The 18,686-nt window shown below is 71.2% G+C and carries 7 protein-coding genes, 1 rRNA gene and 1 pseudogene; 1 reads left to right on the top strand and 8 read right to left on the bottom strand.

Going from position 1 to position 18,686, the window contains the following annotated elements:
- Positions 1-69 precede the first annotated feature (69 nt).
- From DVA86_RS25825 to DVA86_RS25815, 3 genes are all read right to left on the bottom strand, one after another.
- Entirely contained in the window at positions 70-2,850 is a 2,781-nt protein-coding gene (locus DVA86_RS25825; RefSeq protein ID WP_208881837.1) for a DNA translocase FtsK, read from the bottom strand.
- Between the two features lie 223 nt (positions 2,851-3,073).
- Positions 3,074-3,757 (bottom strand): response regulator, encoded by a 684-nt coding sequence (locus DVA86_RS25820; protein ID WP_208881835.1) that lies wholly within the window; start codon positions 3,755-3,757, stop codon positions 3,074-3,076.
- A gap of 248 nt (positions 3,758-4,005) precedes the next feature.
- Positions 4,006-9,612 carry a HAMP domain-containing protein gene (locus DVA86_RS25815; RefSeq protein ID WP_208881833.1) on the bottom strand — a complete coding sequence of 1,869 codons (5,607 nt, stop codon included), beginning with the start codon at positions 9,610-9,612 and terminating at the stop codon, positions 4,006-4,008.
- Between the two features lie 360 nt (positions 9,613-9,972).
- Here DVA86_RS25815 and DVA86_RS25810 point away from each other — a divergent pair, with 360 nt between their 5' ends.
- Positions 9,973-12,606 carry a SpoIIE family protein phosphatase gene (locus tag DVA86_RS25810; RefSeq protein ID WP_425471000.1) on the top strand — a complete coding sequence of 878 codons (2,634 nt, stop codon included), beginning with the start codon at positions 9,973-9,975 and terminating at the stop codon, positions 12,604-12,606.
- Positions 12,607-12,666: 60 nt separating this feature from the next.
- Here the strand turns inward: DVA86_RS25810 and DVA86_RS25805 are convergent, their stop codons facing one another.
- The 5 genes and pseudogenes from DVA86_RS25805 to DVA86_RS25785 form a co-directional block, all read right to left on the bottom strand.
- Positions 12,667-13,353 (bottom strand): DegT/DnrJ/EryC1/StrS family aminotransferase, encoded by a 687-nt coding sequence (locus tag DVA86_RS25805; protein WP_208881831.1) that lies wholly within the window; start codon positions 13,351-13,353, stop codon positions 12,667-12,669.
- 99 nt (positions 13,354-13,452) lie between these two features.
- Positions 13,453-13,569, bottom strand: a 5S ribosomal RNA gene (gene rrf, locus DVA86_RS25800).
- Between the two features lie 129 nt (positions 13,570-13,698).
- Positions 13,699-14,961, bottom strand: a pseudogene (locus DVA86_RS25795) (flavin-dependent oxidoreductase); the annotation flags it as partial.
- Between the two features lie 120 nt (positions 14,962-15,081).
- Entirely contained in the window at positions 15,082-16,590 is a 1,509-nt protein-coding gene (locus DVA86_RS25790; RefSeq protein WP_208881830.1) for a UDP-N-acetylmuramoyl-L-alanyl-D-glutamate--2,6-diaminopimelate ligase, read from the bottom strand.
- A 505-nt stretch (positions 16,591-17,095) separates the two neighbouring features.
- A complete protein-coding gene (locus DVA86_RS25785) occupies positions 17,096-18,685 on the bottom strand; it encodes a tripartite tricarboxylate transporter permease (RefSeq protein ID WP_245997161.1) in 1,590 nt (529 codons plus the stop codon).
- Position 18,686 lies beyond the last annotated feature (1 nt).

The raw sequence follows: 18,686 nt of genomic DNA, 5'->3' as shown, positions 1-18,686 counted from the left end.
GTGGGACATCCATCCGTCCCCCACTTCACGTTGACGTATCGGAAGCGGAAACGGTTGCCTGACTCACTCTTACGTGTGAGTCTCCCCGCGGATGACGCTCAGCACGCCGTCCAATTCATCCGGCTTGACCAGAACATCCCGAGCCTTGGATCCCTCGCTCGGCCCCACCACGCCCCGCGACTCCATCAGGTCCATCAGCCGCCCCGCCTTGGCGAAGCCCACCCGCAGCTTCCGCTGCAGCATCGAGGTGGAGCCGAACTGCGTGGAGACCACGAGCTCCGCCGCCTGGCAGAGCAGGTCGAGGTCGTCCCCGATCTCCTCGTCGATCTCCTTCTTCTTGCTCTGCCCGACCGTGACGTCGTCCCGGAAGACCGGCGCCATCTGCGCCTTGCAGTGCTCGACGACCCCGCTGACCTCCTCCTCCGTCACAAAGGCGCCCTGCATGCGGATCGGCTTGTTCGCGCCCATCGGCAGGAACAGCGCGTCGCCCTTCCCGATCAGCTTCTCGGCGCCCTGCTGGTCGAGGATGACCCGGCTGTCGGCGAGCGACGAGGTGGAGAACGCGAGCCGCGACGGCACGTTCGCCTTGATCAGACCGGTGACGACGTCCACCGACGGCCGCTGCGTGGCCAGCACGAGGTGGATGCCGGCGGCGCGCGCGAGCTGCGTGATACGGACGATCGCGTCCTCCACGTCGCGCGGCGCCACCATCATCAGGTCCGCCAGCTCGTCCACGATGACCAGCAGGTACGGGTACGGCGTGAGCTCCCGTTCGCTGCCCTCCGGGGCCTGCGCCTTGCCGCTGCGCACAGCGGTGTTGAAGTCGTCGATGTGCCGGAAGCCGTACGCCGCCAGGTCGTCGTAGCGCAAATCCATCTCGCGTACGACCCACTGCAGGGCCTCGGCGGCCTTCTTCGGGTTCGTGATGATCGGCGTGATCAGGTGCGGGATGCCCTCGTAGGCGGTCAGTTCGACGCGCTTGGGGTCGACCAGCACCATCCGTACGTCCTCCGGCGTGGCGCGCGCCATCACGGAGGTGATCAGGCAGTTGATGCAGGACGACTTGCCGGAGCCGGTCGCGCCGGCGACCAGCATGTGCGGCATCTTCGTCAGGTCGGTCGAGACGTACCCGCCCTCGACGTCCTTGCCGAGCCCGACGAGCAGCGGATGCTCGTCGCCGCTGGCCAGGGCGGAGCGGAGGACGTCGCCGAGGTTGACCATCTCCCGGTCGCTGTTCGGGATTTCGATGCCGACCGCGGACTTGCCGGGGATGGGGCTGATGATCCGGATGTCGGGGCTGGCGACGGCGTAGGCGATGTTCTTGGCCAGGGCGGTGATCTTCTCGACCTTGACCGCCGGGCCGAGCTCCACCTCGTAGCGCGTGACGGTCGGGCCACGGGTGAAGCCGGTGACCGTCGCGTCGACCTTGAACTCCGAGAAGACCGTGGTCAGCGACGCGACCACCTGGTCGTTGACGGCGCTGCGGGTACGCCCCGGACCGCCGCGCTCCAGCAGGTCGAGCGAGGGGAGCGCGTACGAGATGTCGCCGGACAGCTGCAACTGCTCGGCGCGCGGCGGCAGCGGGGCCTCGGCGGGAGTGCTGGTGGCCTTGGTCAGATCGGGTACGGCGGCGTGGCCGCCGCTCTGCGCGTCCTCGCTGCGCGCACCGGGGACGGCGGGGGCCTGCTCGACGGCGGGCGCGTCGTATCCGTACGCGGCCGGGTCGGCGCCCGCGGGGTCGTCGCCGGCCGGGTCCGTGCCCAGCGGGGACGACGGCTGGACGCCGTGCAGCACGGCGCCGTCCAGCGAGGCGGCGGCAGCGGCGGCCACGTCCACGGCGTCGGGCGTACGGGGGCCCGCGTCCGCGGCGCCGTTCGGCAGTCGGGGCTGCACGGCGCGGCCGCGGCGGTTACGGCGCTTCTCCAGCGCCTCCTGCTCGGCGCGCTCCGGATCAAGGTCCTTGCGCATGCTGAGCCGGCCGGGGCGGCGATGCTCGTCGGCGCCGCCGTCCATGAGGTCGTCGAAGTCGGCGTACTCGTCGTCGCCGTCCTCGCCGTACTCGTACTCGGCGTGCGGATCGGAGAGCAGACCGAGGCGTACGAGGACACCGCGCATCCGCTGCGGAATCGTGTTCACCGGCGTCGCGGTGACGACGAGCAGCCCGAACACGGTGAGCAGGAACAGCAGCGGAACGGCCAGCACCTCGCCCACGGTGCGGGCCAGCGGCGCCCCCACGCCCCAGCCGACCAGCCCGCCGGCATCCCGTATCGACTCGGCGCCGTCCTCACGCCCGGGTGAACCGCACGCGAGGTGCACCAGCCCGAGCACGCCGATGAGGAGCGCCGAAAGCCCGATCACGATACGGCCGTTGGCCTCCGGCTTCTCCGGGTGCCGGATCAGCCGTACGGAGATGCCGCCCAGCAGCACCGGCACCAGCAGGTCGAGCCGTCCGAACGCGCCGGTGACCAGGATCTCCACGAGCTCGCCGACCGGGCCGCGCAGGTTCGACCACGTGCCCGCCGCGACCACCAGCGCCAGCCCGAGGAGCAGCAGCGCGAGGCCGTCCTTGCGGTGCGCGGGGTCCAGCCCGCGGGCACCGCGGCCTATGCCGCGGAACATCGCGCCGAGCGCGTGCGCGGTACCGAGCCAGCAGGCGCGCACCAGCCGGTAGACACCGCCGGTGGGCGACGGCGCGGGCTTGGCGGGAGCCTTCGCGGCGGCCTTCTTCGCGGGCGCCTTCTTGGCCGGAGCCTTTTTGGGTGCGGCCTTCTTCGCCGGGGCCTTCTTGGCCGCGGCCTTCTTCGCGGGCGCCTTCTTGGCGGCGGCCTTGCCGGGCGTACGTGAGGCCATGGTGCTGAGATTACAGAAGTTACCCGCATGGAGCACGGACGATCCCTGGGGCGGCTGGAGCCGGCGGGACGGAGGCGTGCGGAGCGCGTACGAAGGAGGGCGCGCGTGACGGCCACTCACCGAGCGGCCGGCGCACCGGACGTGGGGCGTTCCGTACGGTCGCGGCCGGGCGGGCGGCCCCGCTTCCTCGTCAGCCCCGCTGCGCGCCGCGGTCCGGGCGCGCTCAGTTCTGCGAGGGCAACTGCGCCGTCGAGCCGCCCGTTCCGGGCTCGAGAGCGTCAAGTGCCCTGCGCAGACCGGTGAGTTTCCGCTCGAGATGCGCCGCCGTCGCCACCGCTGCCGCGTCCGGCGAATCGCCCAGCTGCTTGGACAGCGCCTCGGCCTGCTCCTCCACCGCCGCGAGCCGCGCGGAGAGTTCGGCCAGGAGACCGGCCGGCTCGGGCTGCTCGGCGGCGGCCTCCGCCTGTCTGCTGCCCTCCAGCTGGAGCCGGAGCAGGGACGCCTGCTCACGCAGCTGGACGTTCTTCATGTAGAGCTCGACGAAGACCGACACCTTGGCCCGGAGCACCCACGGGTCGAACGGCTTCGAGATGTAGTCCACCGCGCCCGCCGCGTATCCCCGGAAGGTGTGGTGCGGACCGTGGTTGATGGCCGTCAGGAAGATGATGGGGATGTCGCGCGTCCGCTCACGGCGCTTGATGTGCGCCGCCGTCTCGAAGCCGTCCATGCCCGGCATCTGAACGTCCAGCAGAATGACCGCGAAATCGTCCGTCAACAGCGCCTTGAGCGCTTCCTCCCCTGACGATGCCCGCACCAGCGTCTGATCGAGCGCCGAGAGGATGGCCTCCAGCGCCAGCAGATTCTCCGGCCGGTCATCGACCAGGAGGATCTTGGCCTTCTGCACCATGGCCCGTCCTCCTCGCCCCGGCAGCCCACCGGACGCCGCCCCTGGGAGCGGCTCCTGTACGCCGCCGCCCGTCCTTGTGCCGGTCATGGTAGCCGCACCCAGCGGCTCGCCACACCCTGTCACCGTGATGTCACTGTGCACGTATCAGAAACGGCCCAGGAGAACGGAAGGTTCCCGGTTTCCCGCGTTTCCACACGTAATTGACCACACTCCGTCAACAGAGGGCGGTTCCCCACCACCGTTTCACATCAACGCGCGTCCATCCACTGCCCCATGACGGACAGCAGGTGATCGGTGTCCACCGGCTTGGTGACGTAATCCGACGCTCCCGATTCGATGCTCTTCTCACGGTCGCCCTTCATCGCCTTCGCGGTCAGCGCGATGATCGGCAGCCCCTCGAACTGCGGCATCCGGCGAATCGCGGCAGTCGTCGCGTATCCGTCCATCTCGGGCATCATGATGTCCATCAGCACGACAGCGGCGTCGTCGTGCTGCTCGAGCACCTCGATGCCCTCGCGGCCGTTCTCGGCGTACAGCACCTGGAGGCCGTTCTGCTCCAGCACGCTGGTCAGCGCGAACACGTTCCGGATGTCGTCGTCGACGATGAGCACCTTCTGGCCGCTGAACTCGGGCGTGGGCTCGGGCCGTACGAGGTCCTGGCCGTTGTTGCGCCATGACTCGTCGCCCTCGCCCGGCGCCGCGGCACGCTCCGACAGGCTCTCCTCCGCCGACTGCGGCCCGAGCTCACCGCGCCTCCCGGCCCGGTGCCGGCGGCGGCGTACGAGCGAGGCCGCGGCGCGCTGTGCGTCCGCCTCAGGCCCTTCCGCCACGTCCTCCGGCGGGAGGGCCTCCGCGCCGTTCACGGACTCCTCAGCGGTCTTCTCGGCCGTGCCGGAGCCGTCGCCGTCCCCGGGCTCCGGCTCCGCTTCCGGCTCGGCTTCCGCTTCGGTCTCCGGCCGGGACCCCGAGGTGATCGCCAACTTGCCGGGGGTGAGCTGCGGGTAGCCCTGCGGCGGCAGTTCGGCGGGCTGGAGCGGCAGGTAGAGGGTGAACGTGGAGCCGCGGCCCGGCTCGCTGGCGGCGTAGATCTCACCGCCGAGGAGCCCGGCGATCTCCCGGCTGATGGACAGCCCCAGACCGGTGCCGCCGTACTTCCGGCTCGTCGTGCCGTCCGCCTGCTTGAACGCCTCGAAGATCACCCGCATCTTGCTCTGCGCGATGCCGATCCCCGTGTCCGTGACGGAGAACGCGATCAGGTCGGCGTCCGCGTCCCGCAGCGAGCCGTGCTCCAGCATCTGCTCCCGTACGGAGTCGGGCACGCTCTCCCGCGCGGACCGGATGACCAGCTCGACGGCGCCGGAGTCGGTGAACTTCACGGCGTTCGAGAGCAGGTTGCGCAGCACCTGGAGCAGCCGCTGCTCGTCGGTGTGCAGGGTCGCGGGCAGCTCGGGCGAGACCCGTACGGAGAAGTCGAGCCCCTTCTCGGCCGTCAGCGGCCGGAACGTCGCCTCCACATAGTCCACGAGCTGGACCAGGGCGATACGGGTCGGGCTGACGTCCATCTTGCCCGCCTCGACCTTCGACAGGTCGAGGATGTCGTTGATCAGCTGCAGCAGGTCCGAGCCCGCGCCGTGGATGGTCTCGGCGAACTCCACCTGCTTCGGCGAGAGGTTGCCCTCCGCGTTGTCCGCGAGCAGCTTGGCGAGGATGAGCAGTGAGTTGAGCGGGGTGCGCAGCTCGTGCGACATGTTCGCCAGGAACTCGGACTTGTAGCGCATCGACACCGACAGCTGCTCGGCGCGCTCTTCGAGCACCTGCCGGGCCTCTTCGATCTCGCGGTTCTTGATCTCGATGTCGCTGTTGGTCTGGGCGAGCTGCTCGGCCTTCTCTTCGAGCTGCTCGTTCGACTCCTGGAGCGCCTTCTGCCGGCTCTCCAGCTCGCCGGAACGCTCCTTCAGCTGCTCGGTCAGCTCCTGCGACTGGCGTAGCAGCACCTCGGTCTTGGTGTTGACGCTGATGGTGTTCACGCTGGTCGCGATGACCTCGGCGATCTGGCTGAGGAAGTCCTTCTGGATCTGCGTGAACGGCTGAAAGGCCGCCAGCTCGACCACGCCGAGCACCGTGCCCTCGAAGATCACCGGCAGCACGATCACATGCGACGGCGGTGCCTCGCCCAGCCCGGACGAGATCTTGAGATAGCCGGGCGGCGCGTGCTCCACCAGGATCGTGCGCTTCTCCTCCGCGGCCGTGCCGATCAGCGTCTCGCCGGGCCCGAAGGTGGTGGGCATGGTGCCCATCGCGTAGCCGTAGCTGCCCAGCATGCGCAGCTCGTACGAGACGTTGTCGCCGGTCACGGCGCCGATCTCGCCGCCTCCTATGCCGTCCTTGCCGCTGCCGACCGGCACCGCCACGAAGAACGCGCCGTGCTGGGCGGAGACGACCGGGGTCAGCTCGCTCATGATCAGGCCGGCCACGTCCTTGAGATCGCGGCGGCCCTGCATCAGGGCGGAGATACGGGCGAGATTGCTCTTGAGCCAGTCCTGCTCCTTGTTGGCCAGGGTGGTCTCGCGGAGGTTCGTGATCATCGTGTTGATGTAGCCCTGGAGCTCCAGGATCTCGCCGGCGGCGTCCACGTCGATGCGTACGTTGTGGTCGCCGCGGGTCACCGCGGTCGCGACCTCGGCGATCGCGCGCACCTGGCGGGTGAGGTTGCCCGCCATCTCGTTCACCGACTCGGTGAGGTCCTTCCACGTACCCGCCACGTCGCGGACCCGCGCCTGGCCGCCCAGCATGCCGTCGGTGCCCACCTCGCGGGCCACGCGCGTGACCTGCTCGGCGAAGGACGACAGCTGGTCGACCATCGTGTTGATGGTCGTCTTCAGCTCGAGGATCTCGCCGCTGGCCTCGATGTCGATCTTCTTCGTGAGATCGCCCTTGGCGATGGCCGTGGTGACCATCGCGATGTTGCGGACCTGTCCGGTCAGGTTGGACGCCATCGAGTTCACGGACTCGGTGAGGTCCTTCCACGTGCCGGCCACACCGGCCACCCGCGCCTGACCGCCGAGCACGCCGTCGGTGCCCACCTCGCGGGCCACGCGGGTCACCTGCTCCGCGAACGACGACAGGGTCGTCACCATGGTGTTCACCGTGTCGGCGAGCTGTGCGACCTCGCCGCTCGCCTCGACGGTGACCTTCTTGGTCAGGTCGCCGTTCGCGACGGCGCCCGCGACCTGCGAGATGTTCCGCACCTGGCCCGTCAGGTTGTTCGCCATCAGGTTGACGTTGTCCGTCAGGTCCTTCCAGATGCCGGACACGTCCCGTACGCGGGCCTGGCCGCCCAGCTGCCCCTCGGTGCCCACCTCGCGGGCCACCCGCGTGACCTGCTCCGCGAACGACGACAGCTGGTCCACCATCGTGTTCACGGTGGTCACGAGCGCCAGGATCTCGCCCTTGGCGTCGACGGTGATCTTCTTCGACAGGTCGCCCTGCGCGACCGCGGTCGTCACCTCGGCGATGTTGCGGACCTGCGAAGTCAGGTTGTTGGCCATGAAGTTGACGGACTGCGTGAGGTCCTTCCAGGTGCCCGCCACGCCCTTGACCTCGGCCTGGCCGCCGAGGATGCCGTCGGTGCCGACCTCGCGCGCGACCCGCGTCACCTGCTCGGCGAACGACGACAGCTGGTCCACCATCGTGTTGAGCGTCGTCTTCAGCTCGAGGATCTCGCCCCGCGCGTCCACGTCGATCTTCTGCGAGAGGTCACCGCGCGCCACGGCCGTGGCGACCTGCGAGATGTTCCGTACCTGCGAGGTGAGGTTCCCGGCCATGCCGTTCACCGAGTCGGTCAGGTCCCGCCATACGCCCGCGACGCCCGGCACCTGCGCCTGGCCGCCCAGCCTGCCCTCCGTACCGACCTCCCGGGCCACCCGGGTGACCTGGTCGGCGAGGCCGGAGAGCTGGTCGACCATCGTGTTGATCGTGTTCTTCAGCTCGAGGATCTCGCCCCGCGCGTCGACCTGGATCTTCTGCGACAGGTCGCCGCGCGCGACGGCCGTCGTCACCTGGGCGATCTGCCGGACCTGCGAGGTCAGATTGCCCGCCATGGAGTTGACGGAGTCCGTCAGGTCCTTCCAGGTCCCCGAGACGCCCTCGACGCGCGCCTGGCCGCCCAGCCGGCCCTCCGTACCCACGTCCCGCGCCATGCGCGTCACCTGCTCGGCGAACGCGGACAGCTGGTCGACCATGGTGTTCACGGTGTTCTTGAGCTGGAGCATCTCGCCGGAGACGTCCACGGTGACCTTCTGCGACAGGTCGCCGTTCGCCACCGCCGTCGTCACCTGCGCGATGTTGCGGACCTGTCCGGTGAGGTTGCGGAAGGCGGTGTTCACCGAGTCGGTGAGGTCCTTCCACGTCCCGGCCGCGCCCGGCACCCGCGCCTGGCCGCCCAGCTCGCCCTCGACGCCGATCTCCCGCGCGACGCGGGTGACCTCGTCACCGAACGAACGCAGCTGGTCCACCATCGTGTTGACGGTGTTCTTCAGCTCCTGCATCTCGCCGGAGACGTCCACGGTGACCTTCTGCGACAGGTCGCCGTTCGCCACCGCCGTCGTCACCTGCGCGATGTCCCGCACCTGCGCCGTGAGATTGCGGAACGCGCTGTTGACGGAGTCCGTCAGGTCCTTCCAGATCCCGGCCGCTCCCGGCACCTGCGCCTGCCCGCCGAGCACACCCTCGGTACCGACCTCGCTCGCCGCGCGGGTGACCTCGTCCGCGAACGTACGCAGCGTCTCCGTCATCGCGTTGATCGTCTCGGCGAGCTGCGCGACCTCGCCGCGCGCGCTCACCGTGATCTTCTGGGACAGATCGCCGCTCGCCACCGCGGTGGTCACCTGGGCGATCTCCCGCACCTGCGAGGTGAGGTTGCCCGCCATCAGATTCACGGAGTCGGTGAGGTCCTTCCAGACCCCCGCGACCCCCTCGACCTGCGCCTGGCCGCCCAGCTCGCCCTCGGTGCCGACCTCGCGCGCGACCCGCGTCACCTCGGACTGGAACGACGAGAGCTGGTCGACCATGGTGTTCACGGTGTTCTTCAGCTCGAGCATCTCGCCGGCCACGTGGACGGTGACCTTCCGCGACAGGTCGCCCTTCGCCACCGCCGTGGTCACCAGCGCGATGTCCCGCACCTGCGCGGTCAGCCGGGACGCCATCGTGTTGACCGAGTCCGTGAGGTCCTTCCAGGAGCCGGACATGCCGCGCACCCGCGCCTGGCCGCCCAGCTTCCCCTCGGTGCCGACCTCGCTCGCCACCCGCGTCACCTCGTCGGTGAACGTGGACAGCTGGTCGACCAGCCCGTTGACCGTACGGCCGACCTTCAGGAACTCGCCCCGCAGCGGGTGCGCGGCCCCCTCCGTGCCCGGGACCCGCAGGTCCATCCGCTGCTCGAGATCGCCCTCGGCCACCGCGGACAGCACACGGCCGACCTCCGAGACCGGCCGTACGAGGTCGTCCACCAGGGCGTTGGATCCGTCGATCGCCGCCGCCCAGGCGCCCTCGCAGGCGCCCGTCTCCAGCCGCTCCGTGAGCTTGCCGTCCCGGCCGACCACTCTCCGTACGCGGGCCAACTCGCTGGTCAGATGCAGATTGCGGTCCGCCACCTCGTTGTAGACCGCGGCGATCTCCGCCATGGGGCCGTCGCCGGTGACGGTCAGCCGCTTGCGGAAGTTCCCGTCGCGCATCGACGACAGCGCGTTGAGCAGTCTGTTGAAGGAAGCCGCGTCGACCTCGATCGTCCCGTTCTTCCGGGAGCGTCCGCCCTTCGCGCGCGTGTTCGTGCTACGCGCCGCTGCGCCAGACTCCACCGTGTCCCTCCCGTAGGGTCGACCGTCCTACCCGGGCATTGCTTCGAGCCTTCCCAGTGTTTCACCCCGCCCGAACCAGGCGATAACAGTTCGGCAGCATGGCATACCACGCTCCTGACACGTTCGGCTGGGGAAAACACCGGCATCCGGCACCCGCGCACCCTGCGAACGTAAGTAACCTGGCATCCGGCTGTCCATTCGCTCCGGTGCACCGGGTCGGGCGGCGGAGCGAGCACTACGGCAATGGAGGGGCGCCGGGGAATGCCAGAGAAGAGCGCCGAGCGGGAGCAGGCGGCCGCGATCGGCGCCCAGCGCACACCCGTAGACACGGGCAGTGACCAGACAGCCATGGGGAGACCAGTGATCACCGCACGGGCCGCGGCCACGTTCGAGCCGGTCGGGCGCTCCGTCGCGGCCGCCCGTGGCTTCGTGCGCGACACCCTGCAGGGGTGGGGCCTCGGCGACATCGTGGACGACGCGGTCGTCCTGACCAGCGAGCTGGTCACCAACGCCGTCGTGCACGCCGGCACCGCCGCGGACGTGGTCTGCTTCCGCGACGCCGAGGGCGTACGGGTCGAGGTCGCCGACCACTACCCCGAACGTGAGCTTCCGCTGCACGACGCCGGCCAGCCGCCCGGCAGCCCCGACCGCGAGGGCGGCCGCGGCCTGCTGCTCTGCGCCGCGCTCGCCTCCCGCTGGGGCGTCGACTACACCGCGGCCGACAAGCGCGTCTGGTTCCACCTCGACCTCCCCGACCGCCCCGTCGGCACCCGTTCCGCCGGGCCGGCCGTGCCGGACACGGCGCTGCCCGTCGCCGCGACCCGGGTGCGGGTCGGTGTCGTGCAGGTGGACCGCGGCGGCGCCGTCTCCGCCTGGAACACCGACGCGCAGGAACTCTTCGGCTACGCACCGGAGCAGGTCATCGGCAAGCCCCTCACCGACCTCGCCGCCTGGCCGCACACCCCCGGCACCGGCACCGGCATCGCGGAGGCGCTGCTGCTGTCCCGCTGGGAGGGCTCGTACGGCGTACGGGACCACGAGGGCCGTACGGTCCCCGTCTACGCCTCCCACCTCCGCGTCCGCGACAGCGACGGCGAGCCGTCCACCGTGTGCCTGCTGGTCCCCGACCACGAGCGCGCCGTGCTCCAGTCGCCGCAGCGCGCCCCGGCCCCGGACGCCGCGTCCGGCCACGACGGGCAGGAGCGCTCCACGGCCGACCCGTTCGAGGTCTTCATCGGCTCACCGGCACCCGACGACCTGGACGGGCTGCTGCAGCGTACGGTCGAGCGCGCCCGCGACATGCTCGACGGCGACGCCGCGTATCTGCTCCTGGCCACGGACGACGAGACCGAGCTCGAGGTACGCGCCTCCACCGGGCTGCCGGCGGCGCGCCAGCGGTTCGCGCGCGTGCCGGTCGAGGGCGGCAGCGGACGGTACGGCTCCGCCCGTATGCCGTCGGTCCACGAGGACCTCAGCGTGGTGCCGGGAGCGGTCCCGCTGCTGTCCGGCACCGGGATGCGCTCGGTGGTCACCGTCCCGCTGAAGGTCGAGGGGCGGCTCACCGGCTCGCTCGGGGTCGCCACCGAGGCACCGACGCGCTACACGAACGAGGAGGCGCTGCGCCTCCAGTTCGCCGCCGACCGCATCGCCCTGGCCGTCGAACGGGCCCGGCTGACCGAGCTGGAGCGGCTGCGGCGCGGTTCGCTGTCGTTCCTCGTCGAGGCGTCCGACCTGCTCGCGGGCACGCTCGACCGGGACCAGACGCTCGCGCTGATGGCGCAGATGACCGTCCCCACGCTGGCCACCTGGTGCGCCGTCTACACGGTCGCGGACCAGGGCTCCGATCCCATGCTCTCGTACGTGCTACACGAGGACGAGGACCGCATCGACAGCCTCAAGGCACTGCTGGGGAAGGTCGATCCGCCCGACCCGGTGCCCACCCCTGGCGCCCGCGTGTGGACCGCCCCGACGGAGGCGGCGCACTCGGCCGCGCTGCGGACGTCGCTCCGTAACGCCGGAATGGACTCGGGCGACCACCGCCTCTCCCCCGCCTCCAGCCTCGCCACGGCGGCCGCGGTCGGCGGCGAGACGGTGGTGCTGCCGCTCGTCGCGCGCAACCGCGTCATCGGCATGCTGACCCTCGGCAAGCCCACCGACGAGCGCTTCCGGCAGGAAATCCTGGAGCTGGCCGAGGACTTGTCGCGCCGGGCCGCGCTCGCCCTCGACAACGCGCGGCTGTACTCGGAGCGCACCGCCATCAGCCAGTCCCTGCAGCGCAGCCTGCTGCCGCCGGAGCTCCCGGAAGTGCCGGGCGTCGAGGTGGAGGTCATCTACCGCGCGGCGGGCGAGGGCAACGAGGTCGGCGGCGACTTCTACGACGTCTTCGAGATCCGCGACGGCGCGTACGGCTTCGCCATCGGCGACGTCTGCGGCACCGGCCCGGAGGCCGCCGCCGTCACCGGCCTCGCCCGGCACGCGCTGCGGCTGCTGGCCCGCGAGGGCTTCGGCGGCCCCGCCGTGCTGGAACGGCTCAACGCCGCCATCCTCGACGAGGGCACCCGCAGCCGCTTCCTCACCCTGCTCTACGGCGAGCTGTGGCCGCAGGCGGACGGCAGCGCCGAACTCAAGGTGGTCTGCGCGGGACACCCGCTGCCGCTCCGGCTCCGCCCGAACGGCACTGTCGCCACCGCCGCGGAACCGCAGCCGCTGCTCGGCGTGATGGACGATCTCGAGCTGTACGAGGAGACGGTCGTCCTCGACCCGGGCGACGTCCTGCTCTGCGTCACGGACGGCGTGACCGAACGCCGCGAGGGCACCCGCATGCTCGGCGACGACGGCCTCGTCGACGCCCTCACCGCGTGTACGGGACTCAACGCCGGCGCGGTGGCGGCGCGCATCATGCGTACGGTCGAGCGCTTCGCGAGTGCCGCACCGTCCGACGACATGGCCATCCTGGCAATGCGGGTGCCGGTGCAGCAGGGCGAGCCGGCCTGACGGCCGGCTCGAGGGTGCTTCGTCGTTGAGGGCTCAGCGCCCGCTCTGGGTGCGGGGGGCTCAGCAGGCGGGCTCGAGCAGCAGCCCCCCGAGCGCGTTGCAGGCCGACACCACGCGCTGCAGTTCGCGCTTCGTCATCGACGCGTCGATCGGCAGGGCCAGGCACTCGTCCGCTGCCCGCTCGGCCTCGGGTAGGCGCTCACCGGAACGGAAGCCCGGCATCCAGTGCACGGGTATCTTCACGGGCACCCAGCACGGGACGCCGCGCGACCGGAGGGCGTGCTTGAACGCGTCCCGGTCCGGCCGCCCGTTCCCGGGCACCCGCACCACGTACTCGTCGTACGCGTGCTCCGCACCCTGCGCCACGGACGGCACCATGACGCCGGTGAGACGTGAGGACAGATAGGCGGCATGCTTGCGGCGGCGTACGGCGTCCAACGACCGCGCACGGGGCGGCATGCCGAACTCGACCGTCCGCAACTCGTGCCGCTCCGCCAGGTCTTGCAGCCGCACCATGTCGGCGGGATGGCCGAAGAGGTGTACGGGAGCTATCGCGGCGGTCCGTCCGGTGACGGCGGCGGCGACAGCCAACGGATCTATGCACAGGCTCCGGGGCTCGATGTCGACAACGACCGGGCGTGCTCCCGTCTCACGGACGGCTTGGGCGACCTCGCCACCGCCGTACGCGGGCAGAACAACCTCGTCGCCGGCGCGGAGCCCGGCGTCCATCAACTGTGTTGTCCCCATGGGGCGGATGCTTCCCGCGCAACGTGAACTGGGGATGACGGAACGCAAAATAGCCGTGGTCCCAGGATCGAAATCCTGGGACCACGGCTGTCAAAGATAGTTCGGCGGTGTCCTACTCTCCCACACACTCCCGTATGCAGTACCATCGGCGCAGAAAGGCTTAGCTTCCGGGTTCGGAATGTAACCGGGCGTTTCCCTCACGCTATGACCACCGAAACACAACGAAACCAGCACCCAACACCAGCACACCCCACACATGGGGTCGGGGGCGGGAGCGGGGGACCACGAGGGCTGGGAGTTGAGGGACGCCACGTCCATGTCCATCGCCCGCCGCGTGCCCTCCCGCATCACGTCCAGTTCCGTCGGCGTCAGCACGTCCTCGACGCGGCGGAAGCCGTCCGGGGCGCGTTCCGCGACCGTGTTCAGGACGCGGTCCGGGGTCATGTCGCGGCAGACGGTGAGGATGTCGTTCGCCGGGCCGCGCCGGGCGTCCTCGTACGCGCGCAGGCCTGCCGCCGGGTCGTCCGGGTGCCGGGAGAGGCCCCAGGCGAGGGCGCGGGCGTCGAGGATGGCCTGCGAGCCGCCGTTGGAGCCGACCGGCAGCATCGGGTGGGCGGCGTCGCCGAGCAGGGTGACGCGGCCGCGGCCCCAGGAGTCGAGCGGGTCGCGGTCGACCATCGGGTACTCCAGGATGTGCGGCGTCGTACGCAGCAGCGCCGCCACGTCGAGGCCGTCGATGCGCCAGTGGTCGTAGTGCGGGAGTACGTCCGCGAGCCGGCCCTCGCGTGACCAGTCGGCGGAGTGTACGGCGCCGGGTTCCGACGTGCGGACCTCGGCGACCCAGTTGACCTGTCCGTCGCCCAGCGGGTAGACGACGGCGCGCGCGGGCCGGTAGCTGCCCGCGACGATCATCGTGCGGCCGTCCAGCGGAAGCGGGGCCTCCGTGACGCCGCGCCACATCCAGATGCCGTTCCAGCGGGGTTCGCCCTCGTCCGGGTGCAACTGGCGGCGCACGGCGGAGTAGAGGCCGTCGCAGCCGACGAGCACATCCGTGTCCAGCGTCTCGGTGCCGCTTCCCGGGGGCTCCTCGGGAGCCGTCTCGTCCGCCGTACGGCGCCGCAGCACCGCCGTCACGCCGTCGGCGCGCTGCTCGTACCGTTCCAGCGCCAGCCCCGTCCGTACGACGTCGGGCCCGAGCCGCTCCCGTACGGCGTCGAGCAGCACCCGCTGCAACTCGCCGCGGTGTACGGAGAGCTGGGGCCAGCGGTAGCCCGCGTACCGGCCGCGCGGGTGGCTCGCGATGGTGTTGCCGTGCCGGTCGGTGTAGACGAGTTCGCGCGGTTCGGCGGCCACCGCCGCCAGCTGGTCGCCGAGGCCCAGCTCGGTGAGTTCCCGTACGGCGTGCGGCTGGAGGTTGATGCCCGCGCCGACGGGCAGCAGCCGCCGGGACGCGTCGATGACGACGACGCCGTCCCGTGCCCCGGCGGCATGCAGGCTGAGCGCCGTGCTCAGTCCGGCGATCCCCGCCCCGACGATCAGTGCGCGCAGGCCGCGCCGGCCCTCGGTTGTCAACTCCGCTCCCCGTTCACGTGGTTGGCCACGGCACATACGGTACCGGGAACGGCCGCCGGCCTCGTACGCGCGTTCGCTCAAACGTAACCAAGCCGGGTCCGGGCCGAGCCGGACCGGGGCCGACTCGACCGGGGCCGGACGGACCGGACCGTGCACCTACCGCACGGCGGGCCGGCCGCCCCGGTCCGCCGGGAGGACTCCCGCGAGCTCCCGCACCGTGGCCGTGTCGCTGAACGGGATCAGCGCGTCACCGACGATCTGGTACGGCTCGCTGCCCTTCCCCGCGACCAGGACGATGTCGTCCGGGCCGGCCGCCGACAGCGCGAAACCGATGGCGCCGCGCCGGTCGGCGAAGCGCTCGTACGGCGTGCCCGTCTCCTCGATGCCCGGGGCGACCTGGTCCAGGATCGCCTCGGGGTCCTCGTTGCGCGGGTTGTCGGAGGTGAGGACGCACAGGTCGGAGTGTGTCCCGGCGATCGTGCCCATCTCGGCCCGCTTGGTGGTGTCCCGGTCGCCGCCGCAGCCGAAGACGGTGATGACCTTCGACCGGGCGAAGCCGCGGATGGTGGCGAGCACCTTGTTCAGGGAGTCCGGGGAGTGGGCGTAGTCCACGATGACCGAGGTGCCGGAGGACGTCGTGACGCGCTCGAACCGGCCCGGAATCTGCGGCATCCGCTCCAGCGCCGAGACCAGCCCGGCGAGGTCGTGCCCCAGGGTGTGGCAGGCCGCGACCGTGGCCAGGGCGTTGGCCACCGAGAACCGGCCGGGGGCCGGGATCGCGGCCGGGTACTTGCGGCCGTCGTGGTGGAGGGTGAAGCGGGTCCCCGAGGCGTCCACGACCAGATCGGTGGCCCGGTAGTCGGCCTCGGCGTCGAGGGCGTACGTGGTGACCGCGCCCGGCATCAGCTTGCCGATGCCGGCGCCCACCGGGTCGTCGGCGTTGACGACCGCGTGCCGGCACAGGCCCTGGAACAGCCTGAGTTTGGCGTCTCGGTAGTCGTCCATCGTGCCGTGGTCGTCCAGGTGGTCCTGGCTGAGGTTGGTGAAGACGCCCACGTCGACGAAGGTGCGGTCGACGCGGTGCGTCAGCAGGCCCATGGACGTGGCCTCCAGCACCACGGTGCCCACCGCTCGGTCACGCATGCACCCCAGGAGGTACTGGAGGTCGGGCGACTCCGGCGTCGTCAGCACCGACCGGGGCATGGGGATCAGCTCGTCGCCGATCCGGCTGCCTGCCGTGCCGATGACCCCTGCCCGTACCCCCTCGGAGATCCGCAGCACGGACTCGACCATGTACGAGACGGAGGTCTTCCCGTTGGTGCCCGTGACGGCCACCATGTCCATGCTCCGCCCGGGTTCGCCGTAGTAGCGGGAGGCGACGACGGCGGCGGTGACGCGGGCGTCCGGCACCCGTACGACGCACGCGCCCTCCGCTGCCGCCGGCAGCTCGCAGTCGTCCTCCACGAGGACCGCCGCCGCGCCCCGTGCGAGGGCGGGGGCGACCGTGCCGGGGCCGCCCGCCAGATGTCCGGGCACCGCGACGTACAGCGATCCCGGCGCCACGCGGTCCGCGTCGAAAGCGGTGCCGGCGGTGATGTGCGTTTCCCCGGGGTCGCCCTGAAGGACGTGGTGGTTCTGTCCGGCCAGCAGCTCGCTCAACTTCAAGATGGTCGTCCCTTCGAGGGTGGCTCGGCCGTTGTGCGGCCAGCGCCGGGAGCACGGCGACGGCGGTGCGCCGAAGCCGCGGTGGGAAGTGGAGCGCGTAGGCGCCATGTGCTGTGCGGGCGTACGCGGTGTGCGGGGGCGAAGCGGTGCGCGCCGCGCTGCTCACACATGGGCGCGGAGGCAGGGGCGGGGAAGCCCGTACGGGATCGCCCCGGGCGGTAAGCGGTGAACCCGCGAAGGTCGCTAGCCGTGCCCGTGCAGGGCGGCGGTGCGGCAGCTCGCCACCACACCGGGGGCTGCCCGGTGCGGGCACATCCCGCTGACGCCCGTACGACTCATGTGCCGAGTGTACGTCCGTAAAGCGCTCCGGGTTCCGCTCCGGAGACATACGGCCGCTCCCCCACGGGGAAAGTGCCTTCCGCCGGGTGCGGCGAACCCCCTCGAAAAGGTTCGCCGCCCCGGCGCGGAAGGCACTTTCGCGTTCCGGAACGGACGGTGGGCGGGGCTAGCCGCGGTCCTCCGCCGCAGCGTCCGGGCCGGCGTCCGGGCCGGCGTCCGAGTCGGCGTCCGGGCCGCCGCCCGTACGGGCGACCGCGCCCGTACGCGCGCCCTTGCGCCCCTTCGGCAGCAGCCGCTTCAGCCACGGCCACGCCAGCAGCAGCGCGATCAGCGCGTACACCGTCACCGAGAACGGCGTGTTGACCAGCCCCGACACGCTGCCGTCGCTCAGCTGGAGCGCGCGGCGCAGCTGGAGTTCGGCGCTCGGGCCGAGGATGACGCCGATGACCGCGGGCAGCACGGGCAGCCCGTAGCGCCGCATCATGAGCCCGATCAGCCCGATGACGAGCAGGATCACCAGGTCGATGGCCTGGCCGCCGATCGCGTACGCGCCGACCGCCGCGAAGAAGAGGATGCCCGCGTAGAGGTACGGCCGCGGGATGCGCAGCAGCTTCGCCCACACCGGTGCCAGCGGCAGGTTGAGCACCAGCAGCAGCACCATGCCGACGAACAGCGACGCGATCAGCCCCCACACCAGGTCGGCCTCGCGCTCGAAGAGCAGCGGTCCCGGCTGGATGCCGTACTGCTGGAACGCGGCCAGCATCACCGCCGCCGTGGCGGTCGTCGGCAGGCCGAGCGTGAGCATCGAGCCGAGGGTGCCCGCCGCGGAGGCGGACGAGGCCGACTCGGGCCCGGCGACGCCCTCGATGGCGCCCTTGCCGAACTCCTCGGGGTGCTTGGAGAGCCGCTTCTCGGTGACGTACGAGAGGAACGTCGGGATCTCCGCGCCGCCCGCCGGGATCGCGCCGAACGGGAAGCCGATCGCCGGCCCGCGCAGCCAGGGCTTCCACGTGCGCCGCAGGTCCGACTTGTCCAGCCAGGGGCGGCCGACGGGGATGGACTGCCCCGCCGTACGGCGCAGATGGGCCGCGACCCACAGAGCCTCGCCGATCGCGAACAGTCCGACGGCGACGATGACGACGTCGATGCCGTCCGACAGCTCCAGGCTGCCGAACGTGAGCCGCTCCTGCCCCGTCATCTGGTCCAGCCCGACGAGTCCGAGCGTGAGGCCGATCAGCAGCGAGGCGAAGCCGCGGACGCGCGAGCTGCCGAGCACGGAGGTGACGGCGATGAAGGCGAGCACCATGATGGCGAAGTAGTCGGGCGCGCCGATGTCGACGGCGAGCTCCGCCACCGCGGGCGCCAGCGCCACGAGCGCGATGGTGCCGATGATGCCGCCGGTGAAGTGGCCGATGGCGGCCGCCGCCAGGGCCTGCGCGCCGCGCCCGGCGCGTGCCATCGGGTTGCCCTCGATGGCGGCGACGACGGCGGCGCTCTCGCCGGGAGTGTTCAGCAGGATCGAGGTCGTCGAACCGCCGAACATGCCGCCGTAGTAGATGCCGGCGAACATGATGAACGCGCCCGTCGGGTCCAGCCCGTACGTGACCGGGAGCAGCAGCGCGACGGCCATCGCCGGGCCGATGCCGGGCAGTACGCCGATGGCGGTGCCGAGCAGTACGCCGACCGCGGCCCGCAGCAGGTTGAGCGGGGACAGCGCCGTGCCGAAGCCGTCGAGGAGGGAGTTGAGTGAGTCCATG

This window comes from Streptomyces armeniacus (assembly GCF_003355155.1).
Classification (GTDB): Bacteria; Actinomycetota; Actinomycetes; order Streptomycetales; family Streptomycetaceae; genus Streptomyces; species Streptomyces armeniacus.
Note: the sequence above shows the minus strand (reverse complement) of the source record. Positions and strands in the feature narration are given on the sequence as shown.

Coding starts and splice junctions, on each gene's coding strand:
- DVA86_RS25805 (WP_208881831.1), bottom strand. CDS start 13,353: ATGGGGACAACACAGTTGATGGACGCCGGGCTCCGCGCCGGCGACGAG.
- DVA86_RS25825 (WP_208881837.1), bottom strand. CDS start 2,850: ATGGCCTCACGTACGCCCGGCAAGGCCGCCGCCAAGAAGGCGCCCGCG.
- DVA86_RS25785 (WP_245997161.1), bottom strand. CDS start 18,685: ATGGACTCACTCAACTCCCTCCTCGACGGCTTCGGCACGGCGCTGTCC.
- DVA86_RS25820 (WP_208881835.1), bottom strand. CDS start 3,757: ATGGTGCAGAAGGCCAAGATCCTCCTGGTCGATGACCGGCCGGAGAAT.